This window comes from Citrobacter sp. MGH106 (genome assembly GCF_001037495.1).
Taxonomy (GTDB): Bacteria; Pseudomonadota; Gammaproteobacteria; order Enterobacterales; family Enterobacteriaceae; genus Citrobacter; species Citrobacter murliniae.
The window spans coordinates 1952629-1978412 of record NZ_KQ089822.1; the positions used below are offsets into that span (position 1 = coordinate 1952629).

The 25784-nt window shown below is 50.8% G+C and carries 23 protein-coding genes and 1 other annotated feature; of the genes, 13 read left to right on the forward strand and 10 right to left on the reverse strand.

All coding sequences use genetic code 11. The features are described 5' to 3' along the window. Position 1: 1 nt before the first annotated feature. Together SK36_RS09345 and SK36_RS09355 are read left to right on the forward strand one after the other, a co-directional pair. On the forward strand, positions 2–1270 hold the full coding sequence (locus SK36_RS09345; RefSeq protein WP_048221377.1) for a Y-family DNA polymerase: 1269 nt from the start codon (positions 2–4) through the stop codon (positions 1268–1270). Between the two features lie 865 nt (positions 1271–2135). Beyond that, positions 2136–3602, forward strand: coding sequence for a GGDEF domain-containing protein (locus tag SK36_RS09355; protein ID WP_048221379.1), 1467 nt, complete (start codon positions 2136–2138; stop codon positions 3600–3602). Positions 3603–3636: 34 nt separating this feature from the next. Here the strand turns inward: SK36_RS09355 and trpA are convergent, their stop codons facing one another. From trpA to trpL, 6 genes are all read right to left on the reverse strand, one after another. Further along, positions 3637–4443 carry a tryptophan synthase subunit alpha gene (gene trpA / locus SK36_RS09360; protein WP_045443540.1) on the reverse strand — a complete coding sequence of 269 codons (807 nt, stop codon included), beginning with the start codon at positions 4441–4443 and terminating at the stop codon, positions 3637–3639. Further along, positions 4443–5636 carry a tryptophan synthase subunit beta gene (gene trpB, locus SK36_RS09365; protein ID WP_045443538.1) on the reverse strand — a complete coding sequence of 398 codons (1194 nt, stop codon included), beginning with the start codon at positions 5634–5636 and terminating at the stop codon, positions 4443–4445. The genes trpA and trpB overlap by 1 nt, the downstream gene beginning before the upstream one ends. A gap of 10 nt (positions 5637–5646) precedes the next feature. Next, positions 5647–7005 (reverse strand): bifunctional indole-3-glycerol-phosphate synthase TrpC/phosphoribosylanthranilate isomerase TrpF, encoded by a 1359-nt coding sequence (trpCF, locus tag SK36_RS09370; protein WP_045449642.1) that lies wholly within the window; start codon positions 7003–7005, stop codon positions 5647–5649. Between the two features lie 3 nt (positions 7006–7008). Beyond that, the gene (gene trpD / locus SK36_RS09375; RefSeq protein WP_045443535.1) at positions 7009–8604 is read right to left on the reverse strand and encodes a bifunctional anthranilate synthase glutamate amidotransferase component TrpG/anthranilate phosphoribosyltransferase TrpD; all 1596 of its coding nucleotides are present in this window, start codon (positions 8602–8604) and stop codon (positions 7009–7011) included. Next, on the reverse strand, positions 8604–10166 hold the full coding sequence (locus SK36_RS09380; protein WP_048221380.1) for an anthranilate synthase component 1: 1563 nt from the start codon (positions 10164–10166) through the stop codon (positions 8604–8606). Before SK36_RS09380 ends, trpD begins: the two co-directional genes overlap by 1 nt. Before the next feature lie 23 nt (positions 10167–10189). Continuing rightward, positions 10190–10284 (reverse strand) — a sequence feature (Trp leader region). Beyond that, positions 10261–10305, reverse strand: coding sequence for a trp operon leader peptide (gene trpL, locus SK36_RS23565; RefSeq protein ID WP_012905981.1), 45 nt, complete (start codon positions 10303–10305; stop codon positions 10261–10263). It overlaps the preceding feature by 24 nt. A 135-nt stretch (positions 10306–10440) precedes the next feature. Here trpL and rnm point away from each other — a divergent pair, with 135 nt between their 5' ends. From rnm to rluB, 3 genes are all read left to right on the forward strand, one after another. Then, on the forward strand, positions 10441–11319 hold the full coding sequence (gene rnm / locus SK36_RS09385; protein WP_048221381.1) for an RNase RNM: 879 nt from the start codon (positions 10441–10443) through the stop codon (positions 11317–11319). Then, entirely contained in the window at positions 11316–11936 is a 621-nt protein-coding gene (locus tag SK36_RS09390) for an L-threonylcarbamoyladenylate synthase (protein WP_045443527.1), read from the forward strand. The genes rnm and SK36_RS09390 overlap by 4 nt, the downstream gene beginning before the upstream one ends. A 100-nt stretch (positions 11937–12036) precedes the next feature. After that, on the forward strand, positions 12037–12912 hold the full coding sequence (gene rluB, locus SK36_RS09395) for a 23S rRNA pseudouridine(2605) synthase RluB (RefSeq protein ID WP_045443524.1): 876 nt from the start codon (positions 12037–12039) through the stop codon (positions 12910–12912). Between the two features lie 85 nt (positions 12913–12997). Here rluB and cobO read toward each other — a convergent pair whose 3' ends face one another. Further along, a complete protein-coding gene (cobO, locus tag SK36_RS09400) occupies positions 12998–13588 on the reverse strand; it encodes a cob(I)yrinic acid a,c-diamide adenosyltransferase (protein WP_048221382.1) in 591 nt (196 codons plus the stop codon). Next, the gene (locus SK36_RS09405) at positions 13585–14346 is read right to left on the reverse strand and encodes a YciK family oxidoreductase (protein ID WP_048221383.1); all 762 of its coding nucleotides are present in this window, start codon (positions 14344–14346) and stop codon (positions 13585–13587) included. The genes cobO and SK36_RS09405 overlap by 4 nt, the downstream gene beginning before the upstream one ends. A gap of 222 nt (positions 14347–14568) precedes the next feature. On the opposite strand from SK36_RS09405, the gene sohB reads away from it, so the two are divergent. Further along, positions 14569–15615, forward strand: a complete 1047-nt coding sequence (gene sohB, locus SK36_RS09410; RefSeq protein ID WP_045443515.1) for a protease SohB — start codon at positions 14569–14571, stop codon at positions 15613–15615. A 52-nt stretch (positions 15616–15667) separates the two neighbouring features. Here sohB and SK36_RS09415 read toward each other — a convergent pair whose 3' ends face one another. Then, positions 15668–15919, reverse strand: a complete 252-nt coding sequence (locus SK36_RS09415) for a YciN family protein (RefSeq protein ID WP_003020616.1) — start codon at positions 15917–15919, stop codon at positions 15668–15670. Positions 15920–16318: 399 nt separating this feature from the next. Between SK36_RS09415 and topA the strand changes: the two genes are divergently transcribed. The 5 genes from topA (at position 16319) to acnA (ending at position 23704) form a co-directional block, all read left to right on the forward strand. Further along, positions 16319–18916, forward strand: coding sequence for a type I DNA topoisomerase (gene topA, locus SK36_RS09420; RefSeq protein WP_045443510.1), 2598 nt, complete (start codon positions 16319–16321; stop codon positions 18914–18916). Between the two features lie 209 nt (positions 18917–19125). After that, positions 19126–20100, forward strand: a complete 975-nt coding sequence (cysB, locus tag SK36_RS09425; RefSeq protein WP_045443507.1) for an HTH-type transcriptional regulator CysB — start codon at positions 19126–19128, stop codon at positions 20098–20100. Positions 20101–20413: 313 nt separating this feature from the next. Beyond that, positions 20414–20554, forward strand: a complete 141-nt coding sequence (locus SK36_RS23570) for a YmiA family putative membrane protein (protein ID WP_223306996.1) — start codon at positions 20414–20416, stop codon at positions 20552–20554. 2 nt (positions 20555–20556) lie between these two features. Next, complete coding sequence (locus tag SK36_RS24865) at positions 20557–20724, forward strand: hypothetical protein (RefSeq protein ID WP_190284562.1); 168 nt, start codon at positions 20557–20559, stop codon at positions 20722–20724. A 304-nt stretch (positions 20725–21028) separates the two neighbouring features. After that, positions 21029–23704, forward strand: a complete 2676-nt coding sequence (acnA, locus tag SK36_RS09440; protein ID WP_048221385.1) for an aconitate hydratase AcnA — start codon at positions 21029–21031, stop codon at positions 23702–23704. 69 nt (positions 23705–23773) lie between these two features. On the opposite strand, the gene ribA is transcribed toward acnA, so the two are convergent. Further along, positions 23774–24364 (reverse strand): GTP cyclohydrolase II, encoded by a 591-nt coding sequence (gene ribA, locus SK36_RS09445; RefSeq protein ID WP_005126450.1) that lies wholly within the window; start codon positions 24362–24364, stop codon positions 23774–23776. A gap of 197 nt (positions 24365–24561) precedes the next feature. On the opposite strand from ribA, the gene pgpB reads away from it, so the two are divergent. Together pgpB and SK36_RS09455 are read left to right on the forward strand one after the other, a co-directional pair. Continuing rightward, positions 24562–25326, forward strand: coding sequence for a phosphatidylglycerophosphatase B (gene pgpB, locus SK36_RS09450; protein ID WP_045443494.1), 765 nt, complete (start codon positions 24562–24564; stop codon positions 25324–25326). Between the two features lie 149 nt (positions 25327–25475). Continuing rightward, positions 25476–25784, forward strand: coding sequence for a LapA family protein (locus tag SK36_RS09455; protein WP_006684318.1), 309 nt, complete (start codon positions 25476–25478; stop codon positions 25782–25784).

Here is a 25784-nt window from a genome sequence, read left to right on the forward strand (position 1 = left end):
CATGTTTGCACTGGTTGATGTGAACGCGTTTTATGCCAGGTGTGAGACGGCATTCCGGCCAGATTTGAAGGGAAGGCCGGTTGTCGTTCTGTCAAACAACGATGGCTGTGTTATAGCCCGAAGTCCTGAAGCAAAAGCCGTTGGGGTAAAAATGGGCGATCCATATTTCAAACAAAAGGATTTGTTTCGCCGCTGCGGAGTAGTGTGTTTTAGCAGTAATTATGAACTCTACGCGGATATGAGTCTCCGGGTGATGTCCACACTGGAAGAGTTGTCCCCCCGCGTGGAGATGTACAGTATAGATGAGGCGTTCTGCGATCTGACGGGCGTAAGGAATTGTCGTGATCTGACCGACTTCGGCAGGGAAATCTGTGCAACGATACAACAGCGCACTCACCTCGCTGTCGGGGTCGGCATTGCCCAGACCAAAACGTTGGCCAAGCTGGCTAACCATGCGGCAAAAAAGTGGCCGCGGCAGACGGGCGGTGTTGTGGACTTATCGAATCTTGAGCGACAGCGCAAACTCATGGCTGCATTGCCTGTCGATGAAGTCTGGGGGGTGGGGCGCCGTATCAGCAAAAAACTGGACAGCATGGGGATTAAAACGGTTCTGGATCTGGCTGATACCGACATCCGTTTTATTCGCAAGCATTTCACTGTCGTACTCGAAAGAACGGTACGTGAATTGCGTGCTGAACCTTGTCTGGCGCTGGAAGAATTTGCACCGGCTAAACAGGAAATAGTCTGTTCCCGGTCGTTTGGTGAATGGATCACCGGATATGAGGCTATGCGTCAGGCTATCTGCAGCTATGCGTCGCGAGCTGCGGAAAAACTGCGTAGCGAACATCAATATTGCCGGTTCATATCCGTTTTCGTTAAAACCTCGCCATTTGCGCTGAATGAACCGTTTTACAGTAACAGTGCATCGGTGAAGCTGCTTACTCCAACTCAGGACAGCAGGGATATCATTGCTGCAGCGATACGAAGCCTGGATGCCATATGGAAAACTGGATATCGCTATCAGAAAGCGGGAGTCATGCTGGGTGATTTTTACAGCCAGGGCGTGGCCCAGCTCAATTTGTTTGATGATAACGCACCGCGTGCAGGCAGTGAAAAATTGATGGAGGTACTGGATCTCCTGAATGCTAAAGAGGGCAGAGGGACGTTGTATTTCGCCGGGCAGGGGATCCAGCAACAGTGGCAGATGAAGCGAGAAATGCTCTCTCCTCGTTATACCACCAGATACGCAGATCTTCTTCGAGTCCGCTAGACTTATGAAGCCAGGAAAGTCCGGTGATTCACACCCAGACAGCTACGCTTATAGAGGTATCAAATATCGGGAGGGGTTATGCTAACTCACTCTGAAGCAAAACGATGGGCCACCTTAATGCTCAAGGCAGCATTATGTGATGGTATGAAGCACGACGAAATTTCCCGACAGGTGCATCTTGTCTGTGATCATCATGGAAAGGAGTGCCTTGAAGAACTCATAGAGGAAATTCTGATAGAGGCAGGTCGAATAGGACCTAAACATAGCAATGGACAACTGAGACATCATTGAGTCTCAACTTCCGCTGCTTCCCTCTCAAAGCGTTTAATTTAGGGGGGAACCAAAGCAAGGGGAAATCGGCGCGGTATTGACAGAGGATGCACCCATTCTGGTCCCTGATTTTCTGTATTGCCAACGACTTATGTCACGAGGGTAATGCGAATTGGCCAGCCAGTGCCGCGCCATCATTACTGGCACTTCCGTCTCCTTTTTTTTATGTTCTGTACTTCTCATCCGGCCTTTTCCCCTTCAATGTAATGCTACTCTTTAAGCAAATTTATCGCCTGAAACAAATTCTCGCTGCAGCGCCAGCCCTGTCTATGAAATCGAAACTGGTTATGTTGCGGGCGTAAGCGATTGTCGGGCGGCCTGTCCGATCGCTGGTGATAGCTAACTTGTGATTTTTGTTAACAAAAAATGTGCTTTTTTTAAATAAATCTGTAACTTTATCTCTCGGAGACGGTGTGACTTCACCTTATCATCAGTAACAGAATAATTGACATCTTTGACAAGCACTCAGGGCTGTTATGCAACAATATAAGCGGGTAATTGGTTTGGTCATACTGTTAACTATCAGGGTGGGTTCGTGAAGATTGTGCAGGATAAGCTCAGAAACAGGCAGGCATTGCTGGTATCGGGCCTGATTACTCTGATATTTACCTCGTTGTTCCTGTTTATCATTTACGAACAACGTATGGCCACTGCGAGTGAAGGGATCAACCGTCTGCAATCGCGCATGATGGACATTTTTAACGACAATGAACTTCTCTCTGATGCAATTGGGGAACGCTATCATCACATCAGAAATGCCGGGCAATGTGGCGATATGTCGCAATTCGTTCCGCGGAATAAGGACGAATGGGGAATCAATGCCGATCGAGCGCGTGTACATTCGGCATCGGGGAGTATTATCGCCAAAAAAATCAGTAGTCAGGCTCTGTGTATGTACACGGCGGCTGAGTTTATTCGAGGGAAGGTGAACGAGCTGAATCCGGGGACCTTCGATGCACATCGTTATATCATCGCCAAGGATGCTGACTATTTTTACTGGTTTATGCCTGCCGATGCTCGTAACTTCAATTATTCTGATTCTGAGATGGCGAAGGATGTTTCCAGTTTTTTCTATCCGCCCGTCGATTTTTATACCCGATTACTGCAAAAAAATGTCAAAAACAAAGCTCTCAGTTCAACGAACTTTTATACCGATAAAATTACCGGTGAAAAGGCGTTTAGCGTGGTGAGTTATATCTACGATCTTTCAGGTAAAGAAGTCACTGACCATATTGTGGCGTACCTGGTTTATGACCATGCGAAGCCGGAACTAAAGGAGGCGCTGGCGAACGCGTTTGAGTATCGGATCCCGGCGGGACTTAACGTGGCGCTGGTCAATTTACTCAACCTGGAGAGTCTTTGTTTATCCGGAAAATGTAATGGCGCCCACTACTCGGTCAGAAGTTTGTCAGAAAAATATGCCCTGCATTATTCAATCTCACTCAGCCGATTTATGGTGCGGGATCCCCAGGCCGGGATTGTTATTCTCCTGGCGCCATTCTTCTTCATTATGATCAGCTTTTCGTTGAAAACATGGCTTAATGAGAGTGATCTCAAGGTATATATCGACTCCCTGACCGGCTGTTTTAATCGCAAGATCCTCGACATTATCAAACGACGGGATTTATCACACTGTTCAGTGGTGCTGCTGGACTGTAATAAGTTCAAGGCTGTCAACGACACCTGGGGTCATGCGGCTGGGGATCGTGCGCTGCAAACTATTGCCAACAGAATGCTGTCTAACACCCGAACCAGTCACGATATCGTGATCCGCACCGGTGGGGATGAATTTATGATCCTGCTGTTTCGCTCCCAGGCGAGTGATGCTCTTGCCATAGCCGAGCGTATTAGTGGGCAGGTCAACAGCCACGTATTTGTGGTGGATGGCCATACAGTGCCGCTGTCGGTGTCATGGGGTATTGCAGAAGTTAATGGTGAGCTGGATGTGGCAATCCAGAATGCGGATAACGAAATGTATAAGATGAAACTGGCAAAAGTATAAAAGCCGCCAGAGGAAGTTCTGGCGGCTTTATAAATTACTGACGGGTGGCGGCTTTCATCGCACTGGCAAAAGCTTTCAGTTCAGACAGCATCTGTTCCGGAGCTGAAACATTTTTTTCGATGATTTTTACAACCGCTGAGCCGGAAATGGCGCCAGCAGCACCTGCTTCAATCGCCCCTTTTACCTGCTCAGGCGCAGAGATACCAAAGCCCTGTAAGGCGGGAGGCGCATTGTATTCTTTCAATTTTTCGACCAGATGGTGCAACGGTAACGCTGCCCGATTTTCTGCACCTGTTACGCCTGCCCGCGAAAGCAGGTAGGTATAACCGCGTCCACTGGCGGCAATCTGTTGTAACAGTTCGTCGTCAGCGTTCGGCGGGCAGATGAAAATAGGTGCAACGTTATGGCGTAATGCAGCAGCCCTGAACGGTGCTGACTCTTCAATTGGCACATCAGCCACTAACACAGAATCCACGCCGACTTTTTCACACTGAGCGTAAAACTCGTCAATACCTTTGCTGAAGACCAGATTGGCGTACATCAGCAAGCCAATAGGAATGGCAGGGTGCTTCTGACGAATCAGCGCCAGCATTTCAAAACACTGCGACGGCGTGACGCCTGCTGCAAACGCACGTAATGTGGCTTCCTGAATTGTCGGGCCGTCAGCCAGTGGGTCAGAGAACGGAATACCAAGTTCAAGTGCGTCGGCACCGGCGTCGATTAATGTATCAATAATTTTCAGTGACTGTTCAACAGAAGGATCGCCGAGGGTGACGAAAGGGACAAAAGCGCCTTCCTTGCGGTCTTTCAACTGGGTAAACAGGCTTTCATAACGTTCCATCAGATTTCCCCTCGCGCTTTCAGAATATCGTGTACGGTGAAAATGTCTTTGTCGCCGCGACCGGAGAGATTGACCACCAGCAACTGCTCTTTTTCCGGGTTTTCATGCATCATTTTCAATGCGTGTGCCAGGGCGTGAGAAGATTCCAGTGCCGGAATAATTCCCTCATGGAGACACAGCGTTTTAAAGGCTTCCAGCGCTTCGTCATCGGTAATCGAAACATAGTCAGCACGACCGATGCTGTTCAGATAAGCATGCTGTGGCCCGACTGACGGGAAGTCCAGGCCCGCGGAAATCGAGTAGGACTCTTCAATCTGTCCCTCTTCGGTCTGCATCATGGGGGATTTCATACCGAAGTAAATCCCGACGCGACCATGCTTTAATGGTGCGCCGTGTTCACCGGATTCAATTCCGTGACCACCCGGCTCAACGCCAATCAGACCGACGCTGGCGTCGTTTATGAAATCAGCAAACATGCCAATAGCATTTGAACCACCGCCGACACAAGCGATAACCGCATCCGGCAGGCGTCCTTCTTTTTCCAGGATCTGCGCTTTGGTTTCTTCCCCGATCATGCGCTGGAATTCACGCACAATGGTTGGGAATGGGTGCGGGCCAGCCGCCGTACCGAGCATATAGTGCGCGGTATCGTAACTGCCAGACCAGTCGCGCAGCGCTTCGTTACATGCATCTTTCAGCGTGGCGGAACCGCTGTGTACCGGGATCACTTCTGCACCCATCAGGCGCATACGGAAGACGTTTGGCGACTGGCGTTCGACGTCTTTTGCACCCATGTAAATGCGGCACTTCAGGCCCAGCAGAGCACTGGCGAGAGCAGACGCAACACCGTGCTGACCCGCGCCGGTCTCCGCGATGATTTCGGTTTTCCCCATGCGTTTTGCCAGTAACGCCTGGCCCAACACCTGGTTGGTTTTGTGCGCACCGCCGTGCAGCAGATCTTCACGCTTGAGATACAGCGTGGTGTTTGTGCCTGCGGTGATGTTCTGGCATTTGGTCAGTGCAGTAGGGCGACCCGCATAGTTTTTCAGCAGATCGGTAAACTGAGCCTGAAACTCAGGGTCTTTCTGCGCACTGACGAATGCTTCTTCCAGTTGACGCAGCGCTGGCATCAGAATCTGCGGCACATACATGCCACCAAATTCACCAAAATAGGGGTTGAGTAATGTTGTCATGTCCTTTTCCTTAATATGCGCGCAGTGTTTGAAAGACCGAAGCCAGAAGACGAGCGTCTTTGATGCCCGGCTGCGACTCTACGCCAGAATTGAAATCGAGACCGGCACAGCCGGTTTTAGCTGCCTCAACGCAGTTATCTGCGCCAAGTCCGCCAGCCAGAAGAACGTTATCCAGCGATTGTCCGCCTAAAAGTGTCCAGTCAAAACGTTGACCGCTGCCGCCGAGCCCGTTGTCGAAAATGTATTTATCAACATGTTGATAGCTCCGGGCAGGCAGTGACTCACCAACGCTTAACGCTTTCCAGATTTGCACGTGTTCCGGCAATGCGGCGCGCAGCGTATCGATATATGTCTGATCTTCGTTGCCGTGTAATTGCACGGCTGTGAGCGCCAGATTTTTGACTTTTACACACACGTCATCAATATCGTGATGACGAAACACGCCGACATACTGTAGTGGTGCGCCTGCCATGACCTCACGTGCCTGCTCAACACCAACGACGCGCGGAGAAGAGGGGACAAAAATTAACCCGCCATAGATCGCACCTGCTTCATACGCAGCTTTTGCATCCTGCGCCCGGGTCAGGCCGCACACTTTATTTTCGCCGAGCAGAACGCGACGCACCGCGGCATGGAGATCGTCATGGGACATCAACGCGGATCCAATCAAGAAACCATTGGCGAAGTGGCTAAGTTCACGTACCTGGCCGTAGGTATTGATGCCGGACTCGCTGATGACGGTTACGCCGTGACCCAGTCGCGGTGCCAGCTGGCGGGTGCGATTCAGGTCAATCGACAGGTCACGTAAATCACGGTTGTTAATACCGACGACTTTTGCGCCAAGTGCAATCGCGCGTTCCAGTTCCTCTTCGTTACTGACTTCCGTCAGTACGCCCATTTTCAGACTGTGAGCCACGGCGGAGAGCTGGCGATATTGCTCGTCGTCTAATACCGATAACATCAGCAGACAGGCATCCGCCTGGTAATAACGCGCCAGGTAAATCTGGTAAGGATCGATAATAAAGTCCTTACACAGGATCGGCTGCGGTGCGATGCGGCTAACAATTGGCAGGAAATCAAAGCTTCCCTGAAAATATTTCTCGTCGGTCAGTACAGAAATCGCTGAAGCATAATGTTTATACACACCCGCAATTTGAGCCGGATCGAAGTTATCGCGGATCACGCCTTTTGACGGGGACGCTTTTTTACACTCCAGAATAAACGCGGTGCGGGTCCCCTGCAGCGCATCGTAGAAATGACGGGAGCTCGGCTGAACGTCATTTTGAAAGCTGGCCAGTGGTTGCTGCTGTTTGCGGGCGTCTACCCAAATCGCCTTGTCTGCGACAATTTTCGCTAAAACGGTTTGCATCATTTACCCTCTTGCTGCCAGTGCAGTGACACGGTCATAAGCCGCTCCGCTGCGCAGTACATTAATCACAGTTTGCGCATTGGCTTTTAAATCTTCTTCACCGTGCAGGCGCATTAACATGGCGACATTCGCGGCAACAGCAGCCTCGTGAGCGGCTTCACCTTTACCTTGTAACAAGCGACTGAGAATGTCACGGTTTTCTTCCGGAGTGCCGCCTGCCAGCTGTTCCTGATGGTATGGCGTTAGGCCAAAGTCATCCGCTGTCAGCTGATAACTCTTGATTTCGCCATCATGCAGCTCAGCTACGATGGTTGGCGCATGCAGTGAAACTTCATCCATTCCGCCGCTATGAACCACGGCCGCACGCTGATATCCCAGTACGCGCAGCGTTTCGGCAATCGGCAGTACCAGTTCCGGACTGTAGACACCGATCAGCGCCAGCGGCGGATGCGCCGGGTTAATCAGCGGCCCAAGTACGTTAAACAGCGTGCGGGTTTTTAGCTGCTGGCGGACCGGCATTGCGTGACGAAAACCGGTGTGGTACTTCGGCGCAAACAGAAAGCAGACGCCCAGTTCATCGAGCGCCAGCCGGGATTTATCGGCGTTCATATCCAGATTGATGCCAAATGCCGCCAGCAGATCCGAGGATCCAGACTTACTGGATACGCTACGGTTACCGTGTTTAGCTACTTTTAACCCACAGGCTGCGGCGACGAACGCGCTGGCGGTGGAAATATTGATACTGTTGCTGCCGTCGCCGCCGGTACCAACGATATCGGCGAACAGATAGTCCGGACGCGGGAACGGTGCGGCATTTTCCAGCAGAGCGGTGGCTGCACCAGCGATTTCATTTGGATGCTCACCACGCACTTTCATACTCACCAGCGCAGCGGCCAGTTGTTCGGGCTTCAGTTCACCACGTACTACGGCGGAAAAAAGCTGGTGGCTCTCCTGTTGTGTGAGCGTTTGAGCCTGGTACAGTTTCTCCAGAATTGGCTGCAGGATGTTGGTTTGTTCTAGCTTCTGTTGCGCCCAGGCCAGCGTTTGTTCCAGTAAACGTGCGCCCTGGGTGGTGAGAATCGACTCAGGATGGAACTGGAAACCGCACACGCGATCGGTGTCATGGCGCACCGCCATCACCATGCCGTTAAAGTGGGCGTTAATGGTCAGTCCGGCTGGAACGTTACTGCCTACCAGCGAGTGATAGCGCGCTACCGGCAGCGGATTCGCCAGACCTGCGAACATAGCCTGGCCGTCATGCTCAATGCTGGAGGCTTTGCCGTGCAAAATTTCACCAGCCTGACCCACATATCCACCGTAGGCTTCGACAATCGCCTGATGTCCCAGACAAATGCCGATGATCGGCAGCTTACCGCGCAGACGGGTTAACAGCTCCGGCATACAGCCTGCTTCGCTTGGCGCACCGGGGCCTGGCGAGAGCATCAGTACCGGGTTTTTCATAGTCGCTAACCGGTCAATTAACGTCTGTGCCGGAATATGGTTACGGTAAATGACGACGTTATGACCGTTAGTACGCAGCTGATCTGCCAGGTTATAGGTGAAAGAGTCGATGTTATCGAGCAGCAGAATATCAGCCATTAGAATGTCTCCTGTGCATGGTGCGCGGTAGCGATAGCACGCAGAACCGCACGTGCTTTATTACGAGTTTCATCGGCTTCAGACTGCGGAACAGAATCCAGAACAATCCCGGCACCGGCCTGTACGGTGGCAATGCCGTCTTCCACCAGCGCGGAGCGGATCACAATGCAGGTGTCCAGATCGCCATGGGCAGTGAAATAGCCTACTGCTCCGCCATAGCTACCGCGGCGGCGACCTTCCGCTTCCGCGATAAGCTGCATGGCGCGAACTTTTGGCGCACCGCTCAGCGTACCCATGTTCATACAGGCGCGGTAAGCATGCAGGACATCTAAATCGTTACGCAGTTCGCCCACGACGCGGGAGACCAGGTGCATAACAAATGAATAGCGGTCAACTTTGGTCAGATCAGCAACGTAGCGGCTGCCCGGTGTACAGATTCGTGCCAGGTCGTTACGTGCAAGGTCCACCAACATCAGGTGCTCAGAAAGTTCTTTGTGATCGGTGCGCATCTCCAGTTCAATACGACTGTCGAGATCGCGATCCAGCGTTCCGTCTGCACGACGACCGCGAGGGCGGGTCCCGGCAATCGGGTAGATCTCAATCTGGCGGCTGGTGGCATCGTATTTCAGTGAGCTTTCCGGGGATGCACCGAACAGTGTGAAATCATTATCCTGCATGAAAAACATGTACGGGCTGGGATTGCTCTTCTTCAGCACATAGTAAGCGGCCAGTGGTGACGGGCAAGGAAGCGAAAAACGGCGGGAAGGGACCACCTGGAAAATTTCGCCTGCACGAATGGCTTTTTGCAAGCTACGTACGACTGCACCGAACTCTTCGTCGCTCTGATTGCACTCGCAGCGCATGTCTGGTACATCCGTGACCGGTAGCGGCGGCGCAGGTTCGGTTAACTGCTGGCTCAGCTGTGCCAGACGCGCATTCAGACGGCGTTTTTCCTCTTCACTGGGGGTGAATACGCTGGCCTGGATGCGAGTGCTTTTTTTCTGGTGGTCGATGACCATCAGTGTTTCAGCCAGGTAGAAGCAGTAGTCAGGGCAACGGTTACCCGCTTCAAGCTGAGGTAAATCTTCAAATCCGGAGACTAAATCGTAGGAAAACAGACCGCCGAAGAACATCGCCTCACGCTCTTGCGCCGGAACGTTGACCAGTTCCTGCAATAAACGAAAAGCATCGAAAACGGAAAGCGAACATAAGCGGGCATCTTCATCCAGCAATGGGCTTACGGCCGGAAAACGCAACTGGCGGACGTTTGGCTGTTTCTCATTGTCAACACCTGCGGGCAGGGCGGCATCCAACAGAGGGAGCAGCGATGCACCGTTAGCAGATAACGCCTGAATGGTGACAGTGTCACCTAAAGCGGTAATACGCAACGCGCTGTCGACCAGCAGCAGGCTTTTCAGATCATTTTTGCTGTCGATATCGGCAGACTCCAGCAACAACGTCGCCGGGCGAGCGCCGCAGACCTGATGGAACAATGCTGTCGGATTCTCACGATAGGCGGCATCACAGGCCAGCAGTTCAAGTGTCGGTTTTTGTGTTTGCATCGTTATTCTCATTAATTTTGTTCAAAAAAAAGCCCGCTCATTTAGCGGGCCTGGTATCTGGTTGCATATTGCAGACGTAAGACACTGCCCGAAATCAGGAAGTGCGCCACCAACCATGCAGTACAAATGTTGCTTTCATCTCAGATACCTTCTTCATGTGAACTTGCGTACTAGTTAACTAGTTCGATGGAATAAAGTCAACACCTGATTTCAGTAAATTTGTCGGAACCGCTATGATGAGCGTGATACGACATTTATAGAAACGGGAGCCGCCTTGAGCGACACGAATTACGCAGTGATTTACGACCTGCACAGTCATACAACGGCGTCCGACGGACGATTGACGCCAGAAGCGTTGGTACACCGTGCGGTAGAGATGCGAGTCGGTACACTGGCGATCACCGATCATGACACCACGGCAGCTATTGCGGCGGCAAGAGAAGAAATTTCACGTTCGGGTTTGGCGTTAAACCTGATCTCTGGCGTTGAAATTTCAACAGTCTGGGAGAATCATGAGATTCATATTGTGGGTCTGAATATTGATATTACACACCCCATGATGCGTGAATTCCTGGCAGAACAAACGGAGCGTCGTCAGCAGCGAGCGCGGTTGATTGCTGAACGACTGGATAAAGCCCATATTCCGGGAGCATGGGAAGGGGCGTTGCGTCTGGCTGATGGCGGAGCTGTCACGCGGGGGCATTTTGCGCGTTTCCTGGTGGAGTGTGGAAAAGCCACCACTATGGCCGATGTATTTAAAAAATATCTTGCCCGCGGGAAAACCGGTTACGTTCCGCCGCAGTGGTGTACAATAGAACAAGCTATTGATGTCATTCATCATTCTGGCGGTAAGGCGGTGCTGGCTCATCCTGGCCGGTACGATCTTAGCGCTAAGTGGCTGAAAAGACTGGTTGCACATTTTGCTGAACATCACGGTGACGCGATGGAAGTCGCGCAGTGTCAACAGTCTCCCAATGAGCGTACCCATCTGGCAACGTTAGCACGCCAGCATCAGTTGTGGGCATCACAAGGGTCTGATTTTCATCAGCCATGCCCGTGGATTGAATTGGGTCGTAAACTCTGGTTGCCCGCAGGCGTTGAAGGCGTCTGGCAGCTTTGGGAACAGCCCGAGACTACAGAGAGGAAAGTATGAGCCAGTTTTTTTATATTCATCCTGATAACCCACAACAGCGACTGATCAACCAGGCCGTTGAGATTGTGCGTAAAGGTGGGGTGATTGTTTATCCAACCGATTCCGGCTATGCGTTAGGCTGTAAAATTGAAGATAAAAGTGCCATGGAGCGCATTTGTCGTATCCGTCATCTGCCCGATGGGCACAATTTTACGCTGATGTGCCGCGATCTGTCCGAGCTGTCGACCTATTCTTTTGTGGATAACGTTGCCTTTCGTTTAATTAAAAACAATACGCCAGGCAACTACACGTTCATCCTGAAAGGGACGAAAGAGGTGCCGCGCCGACTGCTGCAGGAAAAACGCAAAACTATCGGCCTGCGCGTACCATCAAATCCAATCGCGCTGGCGCTGCTGGAGGCGCTGGGTGAGCCAATGCTCTCCACGTCGCTGATGTTGCCGGGCAGTGAATTTACCGAGTCCGATCCGGAAGAGATCAAAGATCGTCTGGAGAAGCTGGTTGATTTGATTATCCACGGCGGTTATCTCGGGCAGCAGCCGACAACGGTTATCGATTTAACCGATGATTCTCCGGTGGTATTGCGTGAAGGCGTCGGCGACGTTAAACCTTTCTTATAAGGGCGCAACTCGGTATACTACGCGGCCTTAAAATGGCGCTGACTGGCGCCGTTGATTCTCCTGTTCGACGCCTGTGAAGGCGACACCTAAAGGAAGCTCTATGAGCGAAAAGTTACAAAAAGTGCTGGCGCGCGCTGGCCACGGTTCTCGCCGTGAAATTGAATCCATTATTGCAGCGGGTCGCGTGAGCGTTGATGGCAAAATCGCCACGCTCGGCGATCGCGTTGAAGTGACTCCTGGTCTGAAAATCCGTATCGATGGTCATCTGATTTCGGTGAAAGAATCTGCGGAGCAAATCTGTCGCGTTCTGGCGTATTACAAGCCGGAAGGTGAACTGTGTACCCGTAATGACCCGGAAGGTCGCCCGACCGTTTTTGACCGTTTGCCAAAACTGCGCGATGCGCGCTGGATTGCAGTTGGTCGTCTGGATGTGAATACCTGTGGTTTACTGCTGTTTACCACCGATGGTGAGCTGGCGAACCGTCTGATGCACCCAAGCCGCGAAGTTGAACGTGAATACGCGGTGCGCGTGTTCGGCCAGGTTGATGATGCAAAACTGCGTGATCTGAGTCGTGGCGTGCAACTGGAAGATGGTCCGGCTGCATTTAAAACGATCAAATTCAGCGGTGGTGAAGGGATTAACCAGTGGTATAACGTCACGTTGACTGAAGGGCGTAACCGCGAAGTGCGTCGCTTGTGGGAAGCTGTAGGCGTACAGGTTAGTCGTTTGATCCGCGTGCGTTATGGCGATATCCCGCTGCCAAAAGGTTTGCCACGTGGTGGCTGGACCGAGCTGGACCTGGCGCAGACAAACTATTTGCGTGAGCTGGTGGAGTTAAAGCCGGAAACCTCATCGAAAGTCGCCGTTGAGAAAGATCGACGTCGTATGAAAGCGAACCAGATCCGCCGTGCGGTTAAGCGCCACACCCAGGTCGGCAGCAGTCGTCGTCCGGGTGGTCGCAGCAACAACGGTTAATCATGAGTAGGCCTGATAAGCAACGCGCCATCAGGCGTTAGCGCGTGGAGCCGGATGCGGCGTAAGCGCCTTATCCGGCCTACTGTTAGTAATCGATCCCCATCTGGGCTTTCACGCCAGCTTCAAAGGCGTGCTTAACCGGGCGCAGCTCGCTGACCGTATCCGCTAACTCCAGAATATCGCGATGACATCCACGGCCGGTAATAATGACCGTCTGATGCGAAGGGCGGGTATTTAAGGCGTTGAGAACCTCTTCAAGCGGCAAATAGTCATATGCCACCATATACGTCAGTTCATCCAGTACCACCATATCCAGCTCAGGATCGGCCAGCATGCGTTTACCATGTTCCCACACGGCCAGACAGGCGGCAGTGTCTGATTCACGGTTTTGGGTTTCCCAGGTAAATCCTGTCGCCATTACCTGAAACTCCACGCCGTGGGGTTCCAGTAAGTTTCTTTCACCGTTCGGCCACGTACCTTTAATGAATTGCACTACGCCGACTTTTTTTCCATGACCGACTGCACGCGTGGCGGTACCAAACGCAGCGGTGGTTTTCCCCTTACCGTTGCCGGTAAAGACAATAATAATTCCGCGTTCATCACTGGCTGCGGCAACGCGTGCGTCAACCCGCTCTTTTACGCGTTGTTGGCGCTGCTGATAGCGTTCTTCACTCATTGGGCTATTCCTGGTTTACGGCCCGGTTGGGCGTCGAAGGTCATACCGGTTTTACGGCGGCTGTCGTCGCCCATCAGCCACAGGTAGAGCGGCATAATATCGGCGGGTGTTTTTAATTTTAGCGGATCTTCTGTCGGGAATGCGCTGGCTCGCATGCTGGTACGTGTACCGCCGGGATTGATACAGTTAACACGCAGATGGCGGTTCTGGTACTCATCTGCCAGAACCTGCATCATTCCTTCAGTAGCAAACTTGGAGGTAGCATATGCTCCCCAGTTGGCTCGTCCCTGGCGACCGACACTAGAAGACGTAAACACCAGCGACCCGGAATCAGACTGGAGTAATAAAGGTAACAGTGCCTGAGTCAGCATAAAAGTGGCATTCACGTTAACCTGCATCACATCCTGCCAGACCTGTGGATTTTGCTCACTCATAGGGCAGATATCGCCCAGTAATCCGGCATTGTGCAGAACGCCATCCAGGCGTGGATAATGCGCGGCGATACGCTGTGCCAGTTGGTGACACTCTTCAGAAGTGCAGGTCAGCAGATCCAGCGTAAACCACAGTGCTGTAGAGCTACTTTCAGCGGAAATTGCATGGGCGACCTGGCGCAGTTTATCTTCGTTGCGACCCAGCAGAATAACGGTCGCACCGTAGCGCGCGTAGGTTAGTGCGGCTTCACGTCCGATGCCATCACTGGCACCGGTGACCAGAATAATGCGATCGTGTAACAGATCTTGTTTAGGTTGGTAATGCACGGCTACTCCTCGGCGACGCTCTGGCCATCCCGTTCGCTATAACTTGTCGGCTTTATGCCTTAAACCCTGCTATTTTTCAATCAGCCAAAGGTAATAACACCGCAAAATGAACACTTTGTCATGCTTTTTGCTGATTCTGCTGCCGAATGGATGAAGCAAGACGAGCAAACACGCCTGTTGTACACTGAGCAAAAGTAGCGTTGTTAAACCAAGGTGGGATACGTGGAATTGTTGTCTGAATATGGGCTGTTTTTGGCAAAAATCATCACTGTCGTGGTGGCAATTGCGGTTATTGTCATGCTGATTGTGAATGCTACTCAACGCAAACGTCAGCGTGGGGAATTACGGGTCATCAATCTCAGTGAGCAATATAAAGAGATGAAAGAGGATCTGTCGATGGCCCTGTTGGACGGTCATCAGCAAAAACTGTGGCATAAAGCGCAGAAAAAAAAGCACAAGCTGGAAGCGAAAGCTGCCAAAGCAAAAGCGAAGCTGGGGGAAAGTGCATCATCAGACAAACCCCGCGTCTGGGTGCTCGATTTTAAAGGTAGTATGGATGCCCACGAAGTCAGTGCGTTACGCGAAGAGGTCACGGCGGTACTCGCGGTAGTAAAACCTCAGGATCAGGTGGTTGTTCGTCTGGAAAGTCCTGGCGGTGTGGTTCATGGTTATGGACTGGCTGCATCACAGTTACAGCGTCTGCGCGATAAGCAGATCCCGTTGACGGTAACGGTGGATAAAGTTGCGGCCAGCGGCGGATATATGATGGCCTGCGTGGCGGATAAAATTGTCTCAGCGCCGTTTGCCATTGTCGGCTCAATTGGGGTTGTTGCGCAGATCCCTAACTTTAACCGTTTTCTGAAAGGCAAAGACATTGATATTGAGCTACATACTGCCGGACAGTACAAACGGACGCTGACGTTGCTCGGTGAAAATACGGAAGAAGGGCGACAGAAGTTCCGCGAAGATCTGAACGAAACCCATCAGTTGTTTAAAGATTTTGTTCATCGCATGCGTCCGACGTTGGATATTGAACAGGTTGCCACCGGGGAGCACTGGTTTGGACAACAGGCGCTGGAAAATGGGCTGGTGGATGAGGTGAATACCAGCGACGAGGTGATCCTGAGCCTGATGGACGGTCGTGAGGTGCTTAACGTTCGCTATATGCAGCGTAAAAAGCTGATGGACCGCTTCACCGGTAGTGCGGCTGAAAGTGCCGATCGCATATTGCTGCGTTGGTGGCAGCGTGGGCAAAAACCACTGATGTAAGCTTTAAGACTATACAAATGAAAACGCGAGGCCTGTGCCTCGCGTTTTGCTTTTAATCGATCAGGTGATACTTCTCAGAAAGTACGTGTGCCAGATGTTTAAACATATTAAACACAGCTGTACTTTTGGGCGTCGGTAGCCCTTGCTCGTCTAAAAAGTAATCTCCGCTGAAAACCAGCACACCATTACGCTGCGTGACTCCAGTGGCGACAATCCCCGCCAGCGTGTCCTCATGCTCACGAATGATTTTGTTGGCTTCAATCAGCAGTGTTTCGCGATCGATGGGTTGAGTGTCTTTATGCATTATTTACTCCTTAAACAAGGACATTAGTCTACGCCGAGCCCGGCTTTTGGGCAAATATTCCCTGACAAAAACGGTGGTTTTACGACAGTGTCGTTACTGGCGAGATTTGTTTTTGCATGCTAATAAAGTTGCGTAACGCATTTTATCAGGTACAGTGTGACGCTTTCGTCAATCTGGCAACAGATTTGCTTGACATTCGACCAACATTCCGTCGTGCTATAGCGTTTTCGTGCAAAAAATCCTGTTAACTCAGTTACATGAGAGTTACATTACGAACGCGCAATCAGTACAAGGGTTGATATCCGCCGACGCAGAGACCATATCGATGTCTCGTCGCCAGTGGAAGGTGAATCAACGCGCGGCGTATTCCTGGAAGAATCAAATTAGGTAAAGGTGAATATGGGTAAAGCTCTTGTCATCGTTGAGTCCCCGGCAAAAGCCAAAACGATCAACAAGTATCTGGGTAATGACTACGTGGTTAAATCCAGCGTCGGTCATATCCGTGATTTGCCGACCAGTGGCTCAGCAACTAAAAAGAGCGCCGACTCAACCTCCACCAAAACGGCTAAAAAGCCCAAAAAGGATGAACGTGGCGCTCTCGTCAATCGTATGGGTGTTGACCCGTGGCACAACTGGGATGCGCGCTATGAAGTGCTGCCTGGTAAAGAGAAGGTTGTTTCTGAACTGAAACAACTGGCTGAAAAGGCCGACCACATCTATCTCGCAACCGACCTTGACCGCGAAGGGGAAGCCATTGCATGGCACCTGCGGGAAGTGATCGGGGGCGATGACACCCGCTATAGTCGCGTGGTGTTTAACGAAATCACCAAAAATGCGATTCGTCAGGCGTTTGAAAAACCGGGCGAACTGAACATTGATCGTGTTAATGCGCAACAGGCACGCCGCTTTATGGACCGTGTCGTGGGCTATATGGTTTCGCCGCTGCTGTGGAAAAAGATTGCGCGTGGCCTGTCTGCCGGTCGCGTACAGTCGGTAGCCGTGCGGCTGGTCGTTGAGCGTGAACGCGAAATCAAGGCATTCGTACCAGAAGAGTTCTGGGAAATTGATGCTAATACCACCACGCCATCCGGCGATGCATTGCCGCTGGAAGTGACGCATCAGAACGATAAACCGTTCCGCCCGGTTAACCGCGAACAGACGCTTGCCGCAGTAAGTTTGTTGGAGAAAGCGCGTTATAGCGTACTGGAACGTGAAGATAAGCCAACCAGCAGTAAACCTGGTGCGCCGTTCATCACCTCCACGCTACAGCAGGCTGCCAGCACGCGTTTGGGCTTCGGCGTGAAGAAAACCATGATGATGGCGCAGCGCTTGTATGAAGCAGGCTACATCACCTATATGCGTACTGACTCAACGAATTTGAGCCAGGATGCTGTATCTATGGTTCGTGATTATATCAGCGACAATTTTGGCAAAAAATATCTGCCGGAGAGTGCGAACCAGTACGCAAGTAAAGAGAACTCACAGGAAGCGCACGAAGCAATCCGTCCTTCTGATGTCGCCGTGCAGGCGGAATCGCTGAAAGATATGGAAGCTGACGCGCAAAAACTGTATCAGCTGATCTGGCGCCAGTTTGTTGCCTGTCAGATGACACCGGCTAAATATGACTCCACCACGCTGACCGTGGGCGCAGGTGATTTCCGCCTGAAAGCGCGTGGACGTATTCTGCGCTTTGATGGCTGGACTAAAGTTATGCCAGCACTGCGTAAGGGCGATGAAGATCGTATTTTACCTGCAGTGGACAAAGGCGACGAGCTGACGCTAATCGAACTGACGCCAGCGCAACACTTTACCAAACCGCCAGCTCGTTTCAGTGAAGCGTCACTGGTTAAGGAACTGGAAAAACGCGGGATTGGTCGCCCATCCACCTATGCGTCGATCATTTCTACGATCCAGGATCGCGGCTATGTTCGGGTTGAGAACCGTCGTTTCTACGCTGAAAAAATGGGCGAAATCGTCACCGATCGTCTGGAAGAAAACTTCCGCGAACTGATGAATTACGATTTCACCGCACAGATGGAAAACAGTCTCGACCAGGTGGCTAACCACGAAGCCGAATGGAAGGGTGTGCTTGACAACTTCTTCAGTGATTTTACTCAGCAACTGGATAAAGCCGAGAAAGATCCTGAAGAGGGTGGCATGCGTCCTAACCAGATGGTACTGACCAGCATCGACTGCCCGACCTGTAGCCGTAAGATGGGTATTCGTACCGCCAGTACCGGTGTCTTCCTGGGCTGTTCCGGTTACGCACTTTCGCCGAAAGAACGTTGCAAAACCACCATTAACCTGGTGCCAGAAAACGAAGTGTTGAACGTGCTGGAAGGCGACGATGCAGAGACCAACGCCTTACGTGCGAAACGTCGCTGTCAGAAGTGTGGCACGGCGATGGACAGCTATCTCATCGATCCAAAACGTAAACTGCATGTATGTGGTAATAATCCTACTTGCGACGGTTACGAAATCGAAGAGGGCGAGTTCCGTATCAAGGGTTATGACGGTCCGATCGTTGAGTGTGAGAAGTGTGGCTCTGAGATGCACCTGAAAATGGGGCGTTTTGGTAAATACATGGCTTGTACTAATGACGAGTGTAAAAACACCCGTAAGATCCTGCGTAACGGTGAAGTGGCCCCGCCGAAAGAAGATCCCGTTCCGCTACCGGAGCTGCCTTGCGAAAAATCGGACGCGTATTTTGTGTTACGTGACGGCGCAGCTGGTATCTTCCTGGCCGCCAATACGTTCCCGAAATCACGTGAGACTCGCGCACCGTTAGTGGAAGAGCTGTACCGCTTCCGCGATCGTCTGCCGGAGAAACTGCGTTACCTTGCTGATGCACCGCAGACTGATCCAGACGGTAACAAAGCGATGGTACGTTTTAGCCGTAAAACTAAGCAGCAGTATGTTGCCGCTGAGAAAGACGGTAAAGCGACCGGATGGTCGGCGTTTTTCGTTGACGGAAAATGGGTGGAAGGTAAGAAATAACAACCTGTCAGCTGGATTTCTCCTGAAAGGGTCGCGAAAGCGGCCCTTTTTTATTGAAGGGTTATTATTTTTTGTCATCTCTATACAGCTCAAATTTAAATGATATAGTGGTTATAGTTAATAAGTTTTTTATTATTAAATCGTATTAGCAGCGCGACACTGCCTGCTCTCAAACGATGATCTGATGGCGCTAATCTGGATGGTTTAACATGAAATTACAGCAGCTTCGCTACATTGTTGAGGTGGTTAACCACAACCTTAATGTTTCCTCAACGGCCGAAGGACTCTATACCTCTCAGCCTGGTATTAGTAAGCAAGTTCGTATGCTGGAAGATGAGCTTGGCATCCAGATTTTTGCCCGTAGCGGCAAGCACCTGACGCAGGTGACTCCAGCAGGGCAGGAAGTCATCCGTATTGCTCGAGAAGTTCTGTCTAAAGTGGATGCCATTAAGTCCGTTGCCGGTGAACATACCTGGCCGGATAAAGGTTCCCTGTACATTGCCACGACGCACACCCAGGCGCGTTACGCCTTGCCAAACGTGATTAAAGGCTTTATTGAGCGGTATCCACGCGTGTCTTTGCATATGCATCAGGGGTCGCCGACGCAAATTGCTGAAGCCGTTTCGAAAGGTAATGCGGATTTTGCCATTGCGACGGAAGCGCTGCATCTGTACGACGATCTGGTTATGTTACCGTGCTACCACTGGAATCGTTCGATCGTCGTCACGCCGGATCACCCACTGGCGGGTAAATCATCGGTTTCTATTGAAGAACTGGCGCAATACCCGCTGGTAACCTACACCTTTGGTTTTACCGGTCGTTCGGAGCTTGATACGGCGTTTAACAGAGCAGGTCTGGAGCCACGCATTGTCTTTACCGCGACCGATGCCGATGTGATCAAAACCTATGTAAGACTGGGGCTGGGTGTGGGGGTTATCGCCAGCATGGCGGTCGATCCTGTGTCCGATCCTGACCTGGTACGTGTCGATGCACATGATGTATTCAGCCATAGCACGACTAAAATCGGTTTTCGTCGCAGCACGTTCTTACGCAGTTATATGTATGATTTTATTCAGCGTTTTGCACCACATTTGACCCGCGATGTGGTCGATACAGCGGTTGCATTGCGTTCTAACGATGACATTGAAGCCATGTTTAAAGATATTAAATTGCCAGAGAAATAATAACGGATGTTACCTCAACGGTATCGCTAAGCGCATAGCGATACCGCTGGGAAATCTGAATGTATTTATGATTATCCATAGGGTATATAAACCGTATATTATTTATGGGGAATACCCGCTAAAGTAGTGTCAAATTAGCAAGCTCGCCAAAAACCCTTTCAAATATTTATATCCGATCAAAAAATTGATTTATTTACCTTACCGGATTCGAAAATTAACTGGCTTTTTTTCACCTTTTTCTTTAGGATTTCTCTCATCTGATGATTAATTGTACCAATTGTTTGGTGCCTAAATGATAAGTGATTTCGATAGCATGAGGTTAGCGATGCCTTCTGGAAATCAGCCACAACGCCGGGATCCCGCGCTGAAACGTAAAGCATGGTCCACGGTCTTTCTTGGCTCCGCAGTGTTCTGGATTGTGGTAGCGCTCGTGATTTGGCAAGTTTGGGGATAACCATGTCCGCGCAGGAACAACAATCCTCCTCTGTGCCATCTCATCAGGATAATGAGCAAGAGAAGGAGACCAACACTGAATATGTGATGGATATTCCCGATTCGTGGCAACTCTCACCACAACAGCGGGCATTTATTGATTTGTTCGATGAAGAAGAACAGAAAAAATAATCAATGTGTAGTTCATAATAATTATTATTAACCTGCCTTTTTGAATTTGGGACGAATACGACGTCGCAGATCCCGTAGATAAAAAACAACGTGTAAGCGATTGCATAACGTACTCTGCTGCATATTCGCAACTTCCATATCTCCTTTACAGTTCATTTCTTTTTGCATAGTTCCCTGTCATTTTGCTGATCTCCTCTTTTATCAATTCGAGTTGTTATCAAAACGTTACATTTTGTTTGTGTTATCTTTAATACTAACCCTGAGGAAAATCAGGGGATCCAACCCTGTCATTTAAGGAGGAGCTATGTCGTCGACCCTACGAGAAGCCAGTAAGGACACATTGCAGGTTAAAGATAAAACCTACCGCTACTACAGTTTACCTTTGGCTGCCAAATCATTGGGTGATCTCACCCGTTTACCGAAATCACTTAAAGTCTTGCTGGAAAACCTGCTTCGCTGGCAGGACGGTGACTCAGTTACTGAAGAAGATATTCATGCTCTGGCGCGATGGCTGAACAATGCTCATGCCGATCGCGAAATTGCTTATCGACCTGCTCGTGTGCTGATGCAGGACTTTACTGGCGTGCCGGCAGTGGTTGATCTGGCGGCCATGCGCGAGGCGGTTAAGCGCCTGGGTGGTGATACGGCAAAAGTGAATCCGCTTTCACCTGTTGATCTCGTTATTGACCACTCGGTGACCGTCGATCGTTTTGGTGACGATGATGCTTTCGAAGAGAACGTCCGGCTGGAAATGGAGCGCAACCACGAGCGCTATGTGTTTCTGAAATGGGGACAGCAGGCATTCAGCCGCTTCCGTGTTGTGCCGCCGGGGACGGGGATCTGTCACCAGGTCAACCTTGAATACCTGGGAAAAGCGGTCTGGAGTGAACTGCAAAATGGCGAGTGGGTGGCTTACCCGGACACGCTGGTCGGTACAGATTCCCATACCACGATGATCAATGGCCTTGGCGTACTGGGCTGGGGCGTTGGTGGAATTGAAGCCGAAGCCGCCATGCTGGGGCAGCCCGTTTCGATGCTGATCCCGGACGTTGTCGGCTTCAAACTTGTTGGGAAATTACGTGAAGGGATCACTGCTACCGATCTGGTTCTGACCGTTACCCAGATGTTGCGTAAACACGGCGTGGTCGGAAAATTTGTGGAATTCTATGGCGACGGCCTGGATACCCTACCGTTGGCTGATCGGGCGACCATTGCGAATATGGCCCCAGAATATGGTGCAACCTGTGGTTTCTTCCCGATAGATGGAGTGACCCTCGAATACATGCGGCTGAGCGGCCGTAGCGAAGAACAGGTTGAACTGGTTGGTGCCTATGCCAAAGCGCAGGGGATGTGGCGCAACCCTGGTGATGAGCCGGTATTTACCAGCTCTCTGGAACTGGACATGGGCGATGTGGAAGCAAGCCTGGCGGGACCAAAGCGTCCGCAGGATCGCGTTGCATTAGGGGATGTCCCGAAAGCTTTTGCGGCAAGCAATGAACTTGAGGTGAATAGTTCGCAGAAAGACCGTCAACCTGTGGATTATGTGCTGAACGGGCATCAATATCAGTTGCCGGACGGTGCTGTGGTTATTGCGGCAATCACCTCCTGTACCAATACCTCGAACCCGAGTGTATTGATGGCGGCAGGACTACTGGCGAAAAAAGCGGTCACACTCGGTCTGAAACGCCAGCCGTGGGTGAAAGCCTCGCTGGCACCAGGCTCAAAGGTGGTTTCTGATTATCTGGCGCAGGCAAGACTCACACCGTACCTTGATGAGCTGGGATTCAATCTGGTTGGCTATGGCTGTACCACCTGTATTGGCAACTCAGGTCCGTTACCTGACCCAATCGAAACCGCGATTAAAAAAGGTGATCTGACGGTGGGGGCCGTACTTTCCGGCAACCGTAACTTTGAAGGTCGAATTCATCCGCTGGTAAAAACGAACTGGCTGGCGTCGCCGCCGCTGGTGGTTGCCTATGCGCTGGCGGGAAATATGAACATTGATCTGACGAAAGAGCCGCTCGGACATAACAGAAATGGTGACCCGGTTTATCTGAAAGATATCTGGCCATCTGCACGGGAAATTGCCCGTGCTGTTGAACAGGTCTCTACTGAGATGTTCCATAAAGAGTATGCGGAAGTGTTCGAAGGAACACCTGAATGGAAAACCATCAATGTTGACCGTGCAGACACCTATGGCTGGCAGTCCGACTCGACCTATATTCGCTTATCGCCATTCTTTGATGGCATGCAGGCTAAACCGGATCCGGTACAGGATATTCATGGGGCACGAATCCTGGCGATGCTTGGGGATTCCGTGACGACTGACCATATTTCACCCGCAGGCAGCATTAAACCGGACAGTCCGGCAGGGCGTTATCTTCAGAACCACGGCGTTGAGCGCAAAGATTTTAACTCTTACGGTTCACGACGTGGAAATCACGAAGTGATGATGCGCGGTACGTTCGCCAATATTCGTATTCGTAACGAAATGGTGCCGGGCATTGAAGGGGGAATGACTCGTCATTTGCCGGGGACAGAAGTTGTGGCTATTTACGATGCCGCAATGCGTTATCAACAAGAGAAGGTTCCGTTGGCCGTGATTGCCGGCAAAGAATATGGCTCGGGCTCCAGTCGAGACTGGGCAGCGAAAGGACCACGTCTGCTGGGCATTCGGGTAGTTATCGCGGAGTCCTTTGAGCGAATTCACCGCTCTAATCTGATAGGTATGGGGATCCTGCCTCTGGAGTTCCCACAAGGCGTCACGCGAAAAACACTCGGATTAACCGGTGATGAAGTGATTGATATTACGGAATTGCAAGATATAAAACCGGGTGCAATTATTCCGGTGAATATGGTGCGGGCAGATGGCAGTAAAGAAGTGATTTTGTGTCGTTGTCGTATTGATACCGCCACGGAATTAACCTACTACCAGAACGACGGTATTTTGCACTATGTCATTCGTAATATGCTGAACTAAAATGCGAAAAAGCCTGCAAATTAACTGCAGGCTTTTTTATATGCCGAATTATTCGACAATTATGTGAAATCACTCGCTCAATAAGTGACCCATTTTGGCGGCTTTGGTGTCCAGATAATGTTCATTTTTGGGGTTGCGGCCAACAATCAGTGGTACACGCTCAACAATATTGATACCGGCTTCCGTCAGGATTTCAACTTTCTTCGGATTATTGGTCAACAAACGCACTTCGTCGACACCCAACAGCTTAAACATATCGGCACACAGAGTGAAATCTCGCTCATCTGCCGCGAATCCCAGCTGATGGTTGGCTTCAACGGTGTCATAGCCTTGATCCTGGAGCGCATAGGCGCGGATCTTGTTAAGCAGACCGATATTGCGACCTTCCTGGCGGTGATAGAGCAGAATACCGCGTCCTTCTTCAGCAATATGTGTGAGCGCGGCTTCAAGCTGGAAACCACAATCGCAACGCAGGCTGAACAGTGCGTCGCCGGTCAGACATTCGGAATGGACGCGAGCCAGGACAGGCGTCTGGCCTGAGATATCGCCAAAAACCAGTGCGACATGATCGTGTCCGGTTGCCAGTTCTTCAAATCCCACCATCAGGAAATCACCCCATGGGGTTGGCAGTTTGGCTTCTGCCACACGTTTAAGCTGCATGTATTTCTCCAGATTATGCTGGCACCCTGAGTGCCGTCGCCTGTTGGCTTCTGTATTGCGCTATTTTGCCATAAGGCAACGGTGTTCACCTAATTGCGACAACGCATTCGTTTTTGGAATGGCACAAAATTGTCAATTTTCCCGATACATACTTTTTTCAGTTATGATTGTGAGACTTATCGACGAAAGGAGATGCAATGCTGTCTATTGCAAAGCGGACCGCCTCAGGAGCCGCACTGTTGCTTATCATGCCTGTTTCAGTATGGATATCGGGTTGGGAATGGCAACCAGGCCACAATGTCTGGTGGTTAAAATCCTTATATTGGATAACAGAAACGGTGACTCAGCCCTGGGGGATCATTACGCATGTCGTTCTCTGTGCCTGGTTTTTGTGGTGTCTGAGATTTCGTCTGAAAGCTGCACTTATGCTGTTTACTATCCTGGCAGGGGCAATATTACTGGGCCAGGGTGTGAAATCCTGGGTTAAAGACCGGGTACAGGAACCCCGGCCATTTGTTATTTGGCTGGAAAAAACACACCATGTTCCTGTTGATGAGTTCTACACTTTAAAACGTAAAGAACGTGGGCACTTAGTAAAAGAACAACTGTCAGGACAGCAGGATATTCCAACGTTTTTGCGTAAGCACTGGCAAAAAGAAACGGGATTTGCCTTTCCCTCCGGGCATACGATGTTTGCTGCAAGCTGGGCTTTACTGGCGGTAGGATTGTTGTGGCCGCGTAGACGTACTCTGACAATTGTTTTCTTGCTCATCTGGGCGACTGGAGTAATGGGCAGCCGCTTGCTTCTGGGAATGCACTGGCCACGTGATTTAGTCGTCGCAACGTTGATATCCTGGCTGCTAGTGACACTGGCAACCTGGCTTGCACAGCGGGTATGCGGGCCATTAACACCGCCTGCGCAAGAGAAGCAGGAAATAGCAGAGCGCGAGCAAGAAAGCTGACGACGATTGATTTTTCGAAATTTGCCCTCAAATCATAACGTGTAAGGCGCTTTTCCGTTTCGCACTCGTCGTGAAAATGGTAATTTAAAAGGCTTAACGCGGTAAGTTGTTCACGATTTATTCGCTCAAACCACATAACGGGAAGTAATGTGAAATATTTACTCATTTTCTTACTGGTGTTGGCGATTTTTGTTATTTCGGTGACATTAGGTGCGCAAAACGATCAACAGGTAACGTTTAACTATCTGCTGGCTCAGGGTGAGTATCGTATATCTACGCTGCTTGCTGTATTGTTTGCTGCAGGTTTTGCTATTGGTTGGTTAATTTGCGGCCTTTTCTGGCTGAAGGTTCGTGTGTCTCTTGCGCGTGCCGAACGTAAAATCAAACGACTGGAAAACCAGCTTGCGCCTGCGACCGACGTTGCGGTATCTGCCGACTCGTCGGTTGTGAAGGAATAA

Excerpts from the sequence above, each read along its gene's own strand:
- SK36_RS09345 (WP_048221377.1), top strand. The coding sequence starts at position 2 with ATGTTTGCACTGGTTGATGTGAACGCGTTTTATGCCAGGTGTGAGACG.
- trpA (WP_045443540.1), bottom strand. The coding sequence starts at position 4,443 with ATGGAACGTTATGAAAGCCTGTTTACCCAGTTGAAAGACCGCAAGGAA.
- trpB (WP_045443538.1), bottom strand. The coding sequence starts at position 5,636 with ATGACAACATTACTCAACCCCTATTTTGGTGAATTTGGTGGCATGTAT.
- trpCF (WP_045449642.1), bottom strand. The coding sequence starts at position 7,005 with ATGCAAACCGTTTTAGCGAAAATTGTCGCAGACAAGGCGATTTGGGTA.
- trpD (WP_045443535.1), bottom strand. The coding sequence starts at position 8,604 with ATGGCTGATATTCTGCTGCTCGATAACATCGACTCTTTCACCTATAAC.
- SK36_RS09380 (WP_048221380.1), bottom strand. The coding sequence starts at position 10,166 with ATGCAAACACAAAAACCGACACTTGAACTGCTGGCCTGTGATGCCGCC.
- SK36_RS09390 (WP_045443527.1), top strand. The coding sequence starts at position 11,316 with ATGAGCCAGTTTTTTTATATTCATCCTGATAACCCACAACAGCGACTG.
- rluB (WP_045443524.1), top strand. The coding sequence starts at position 12,037 with ATGAGCGAAAAGTTACAAAAAGTGCTGGCGCGCGCTGGCCACGGTTCT.
- cobO (WP_048221382.1), bottom strand. The coding sequence starts at position 13,588 with ATGAGTGAAGAACGCTATCAGCAGCGCCAACAACGCGTAAAAGAGCGG.
- SK36_RS09415 (WP_003020616.1), bottom strand. The coding sequence starts at position 15,919 with ATGCATAAAGACACTCAACCCATCGATCGCGAAACACTGCTGATTGAA.
- topA (WP_045443510.1), top strand. The coding sequence starts at position 16,319 with ATGGGTAAAGCTCTTGTCATCGTTGAGTCCCCGGCAAAAGCCAAAACG.
- cysB (WP_045443507.1), top strand. The coding sequence starts at position 19,126 with ATGAAATTACAGCAGCTTCGCTACATTGTTGAGGTGGTTAACCACAAC.
- SK36_RS23570 (WP_223306996.1), top strand. The coding sequence starts at position 20,414 with ATGAGGTTAGCGATGCCTTCTGGAAATCAGCCACAACGCCGGGATCCC.
- SK36_RS24865 (WP_190284562.1), top strand. The coding sequence starts at position 20,557 with ATGTCCGCGCAGGAACAACAATCCTCCTCTGTGCCATCTCATCAGGAT.
- acnA (WP_048221385.1), top strand. The coding sequence starts at position 21,029 with ATGTCGTCGACCCTACGAGAAGCCAGTAAGGACACATTGCAGGTTAAA.
- ribA (WP_005126450.1), bottom strand. The coding sequence starts at position 24,364 with ATGCAGCTTAAACGTGTGGCAGAAGCCAAACTGCCAACCCCATGGGGT.
- pgpB (WP_045443494.1), top strand. The coding sequence starts at position 24,562 with ATGCTGTCTATTGCAAAGCGGACCGCCTCAGGAGCCGCACTGTTGCTT.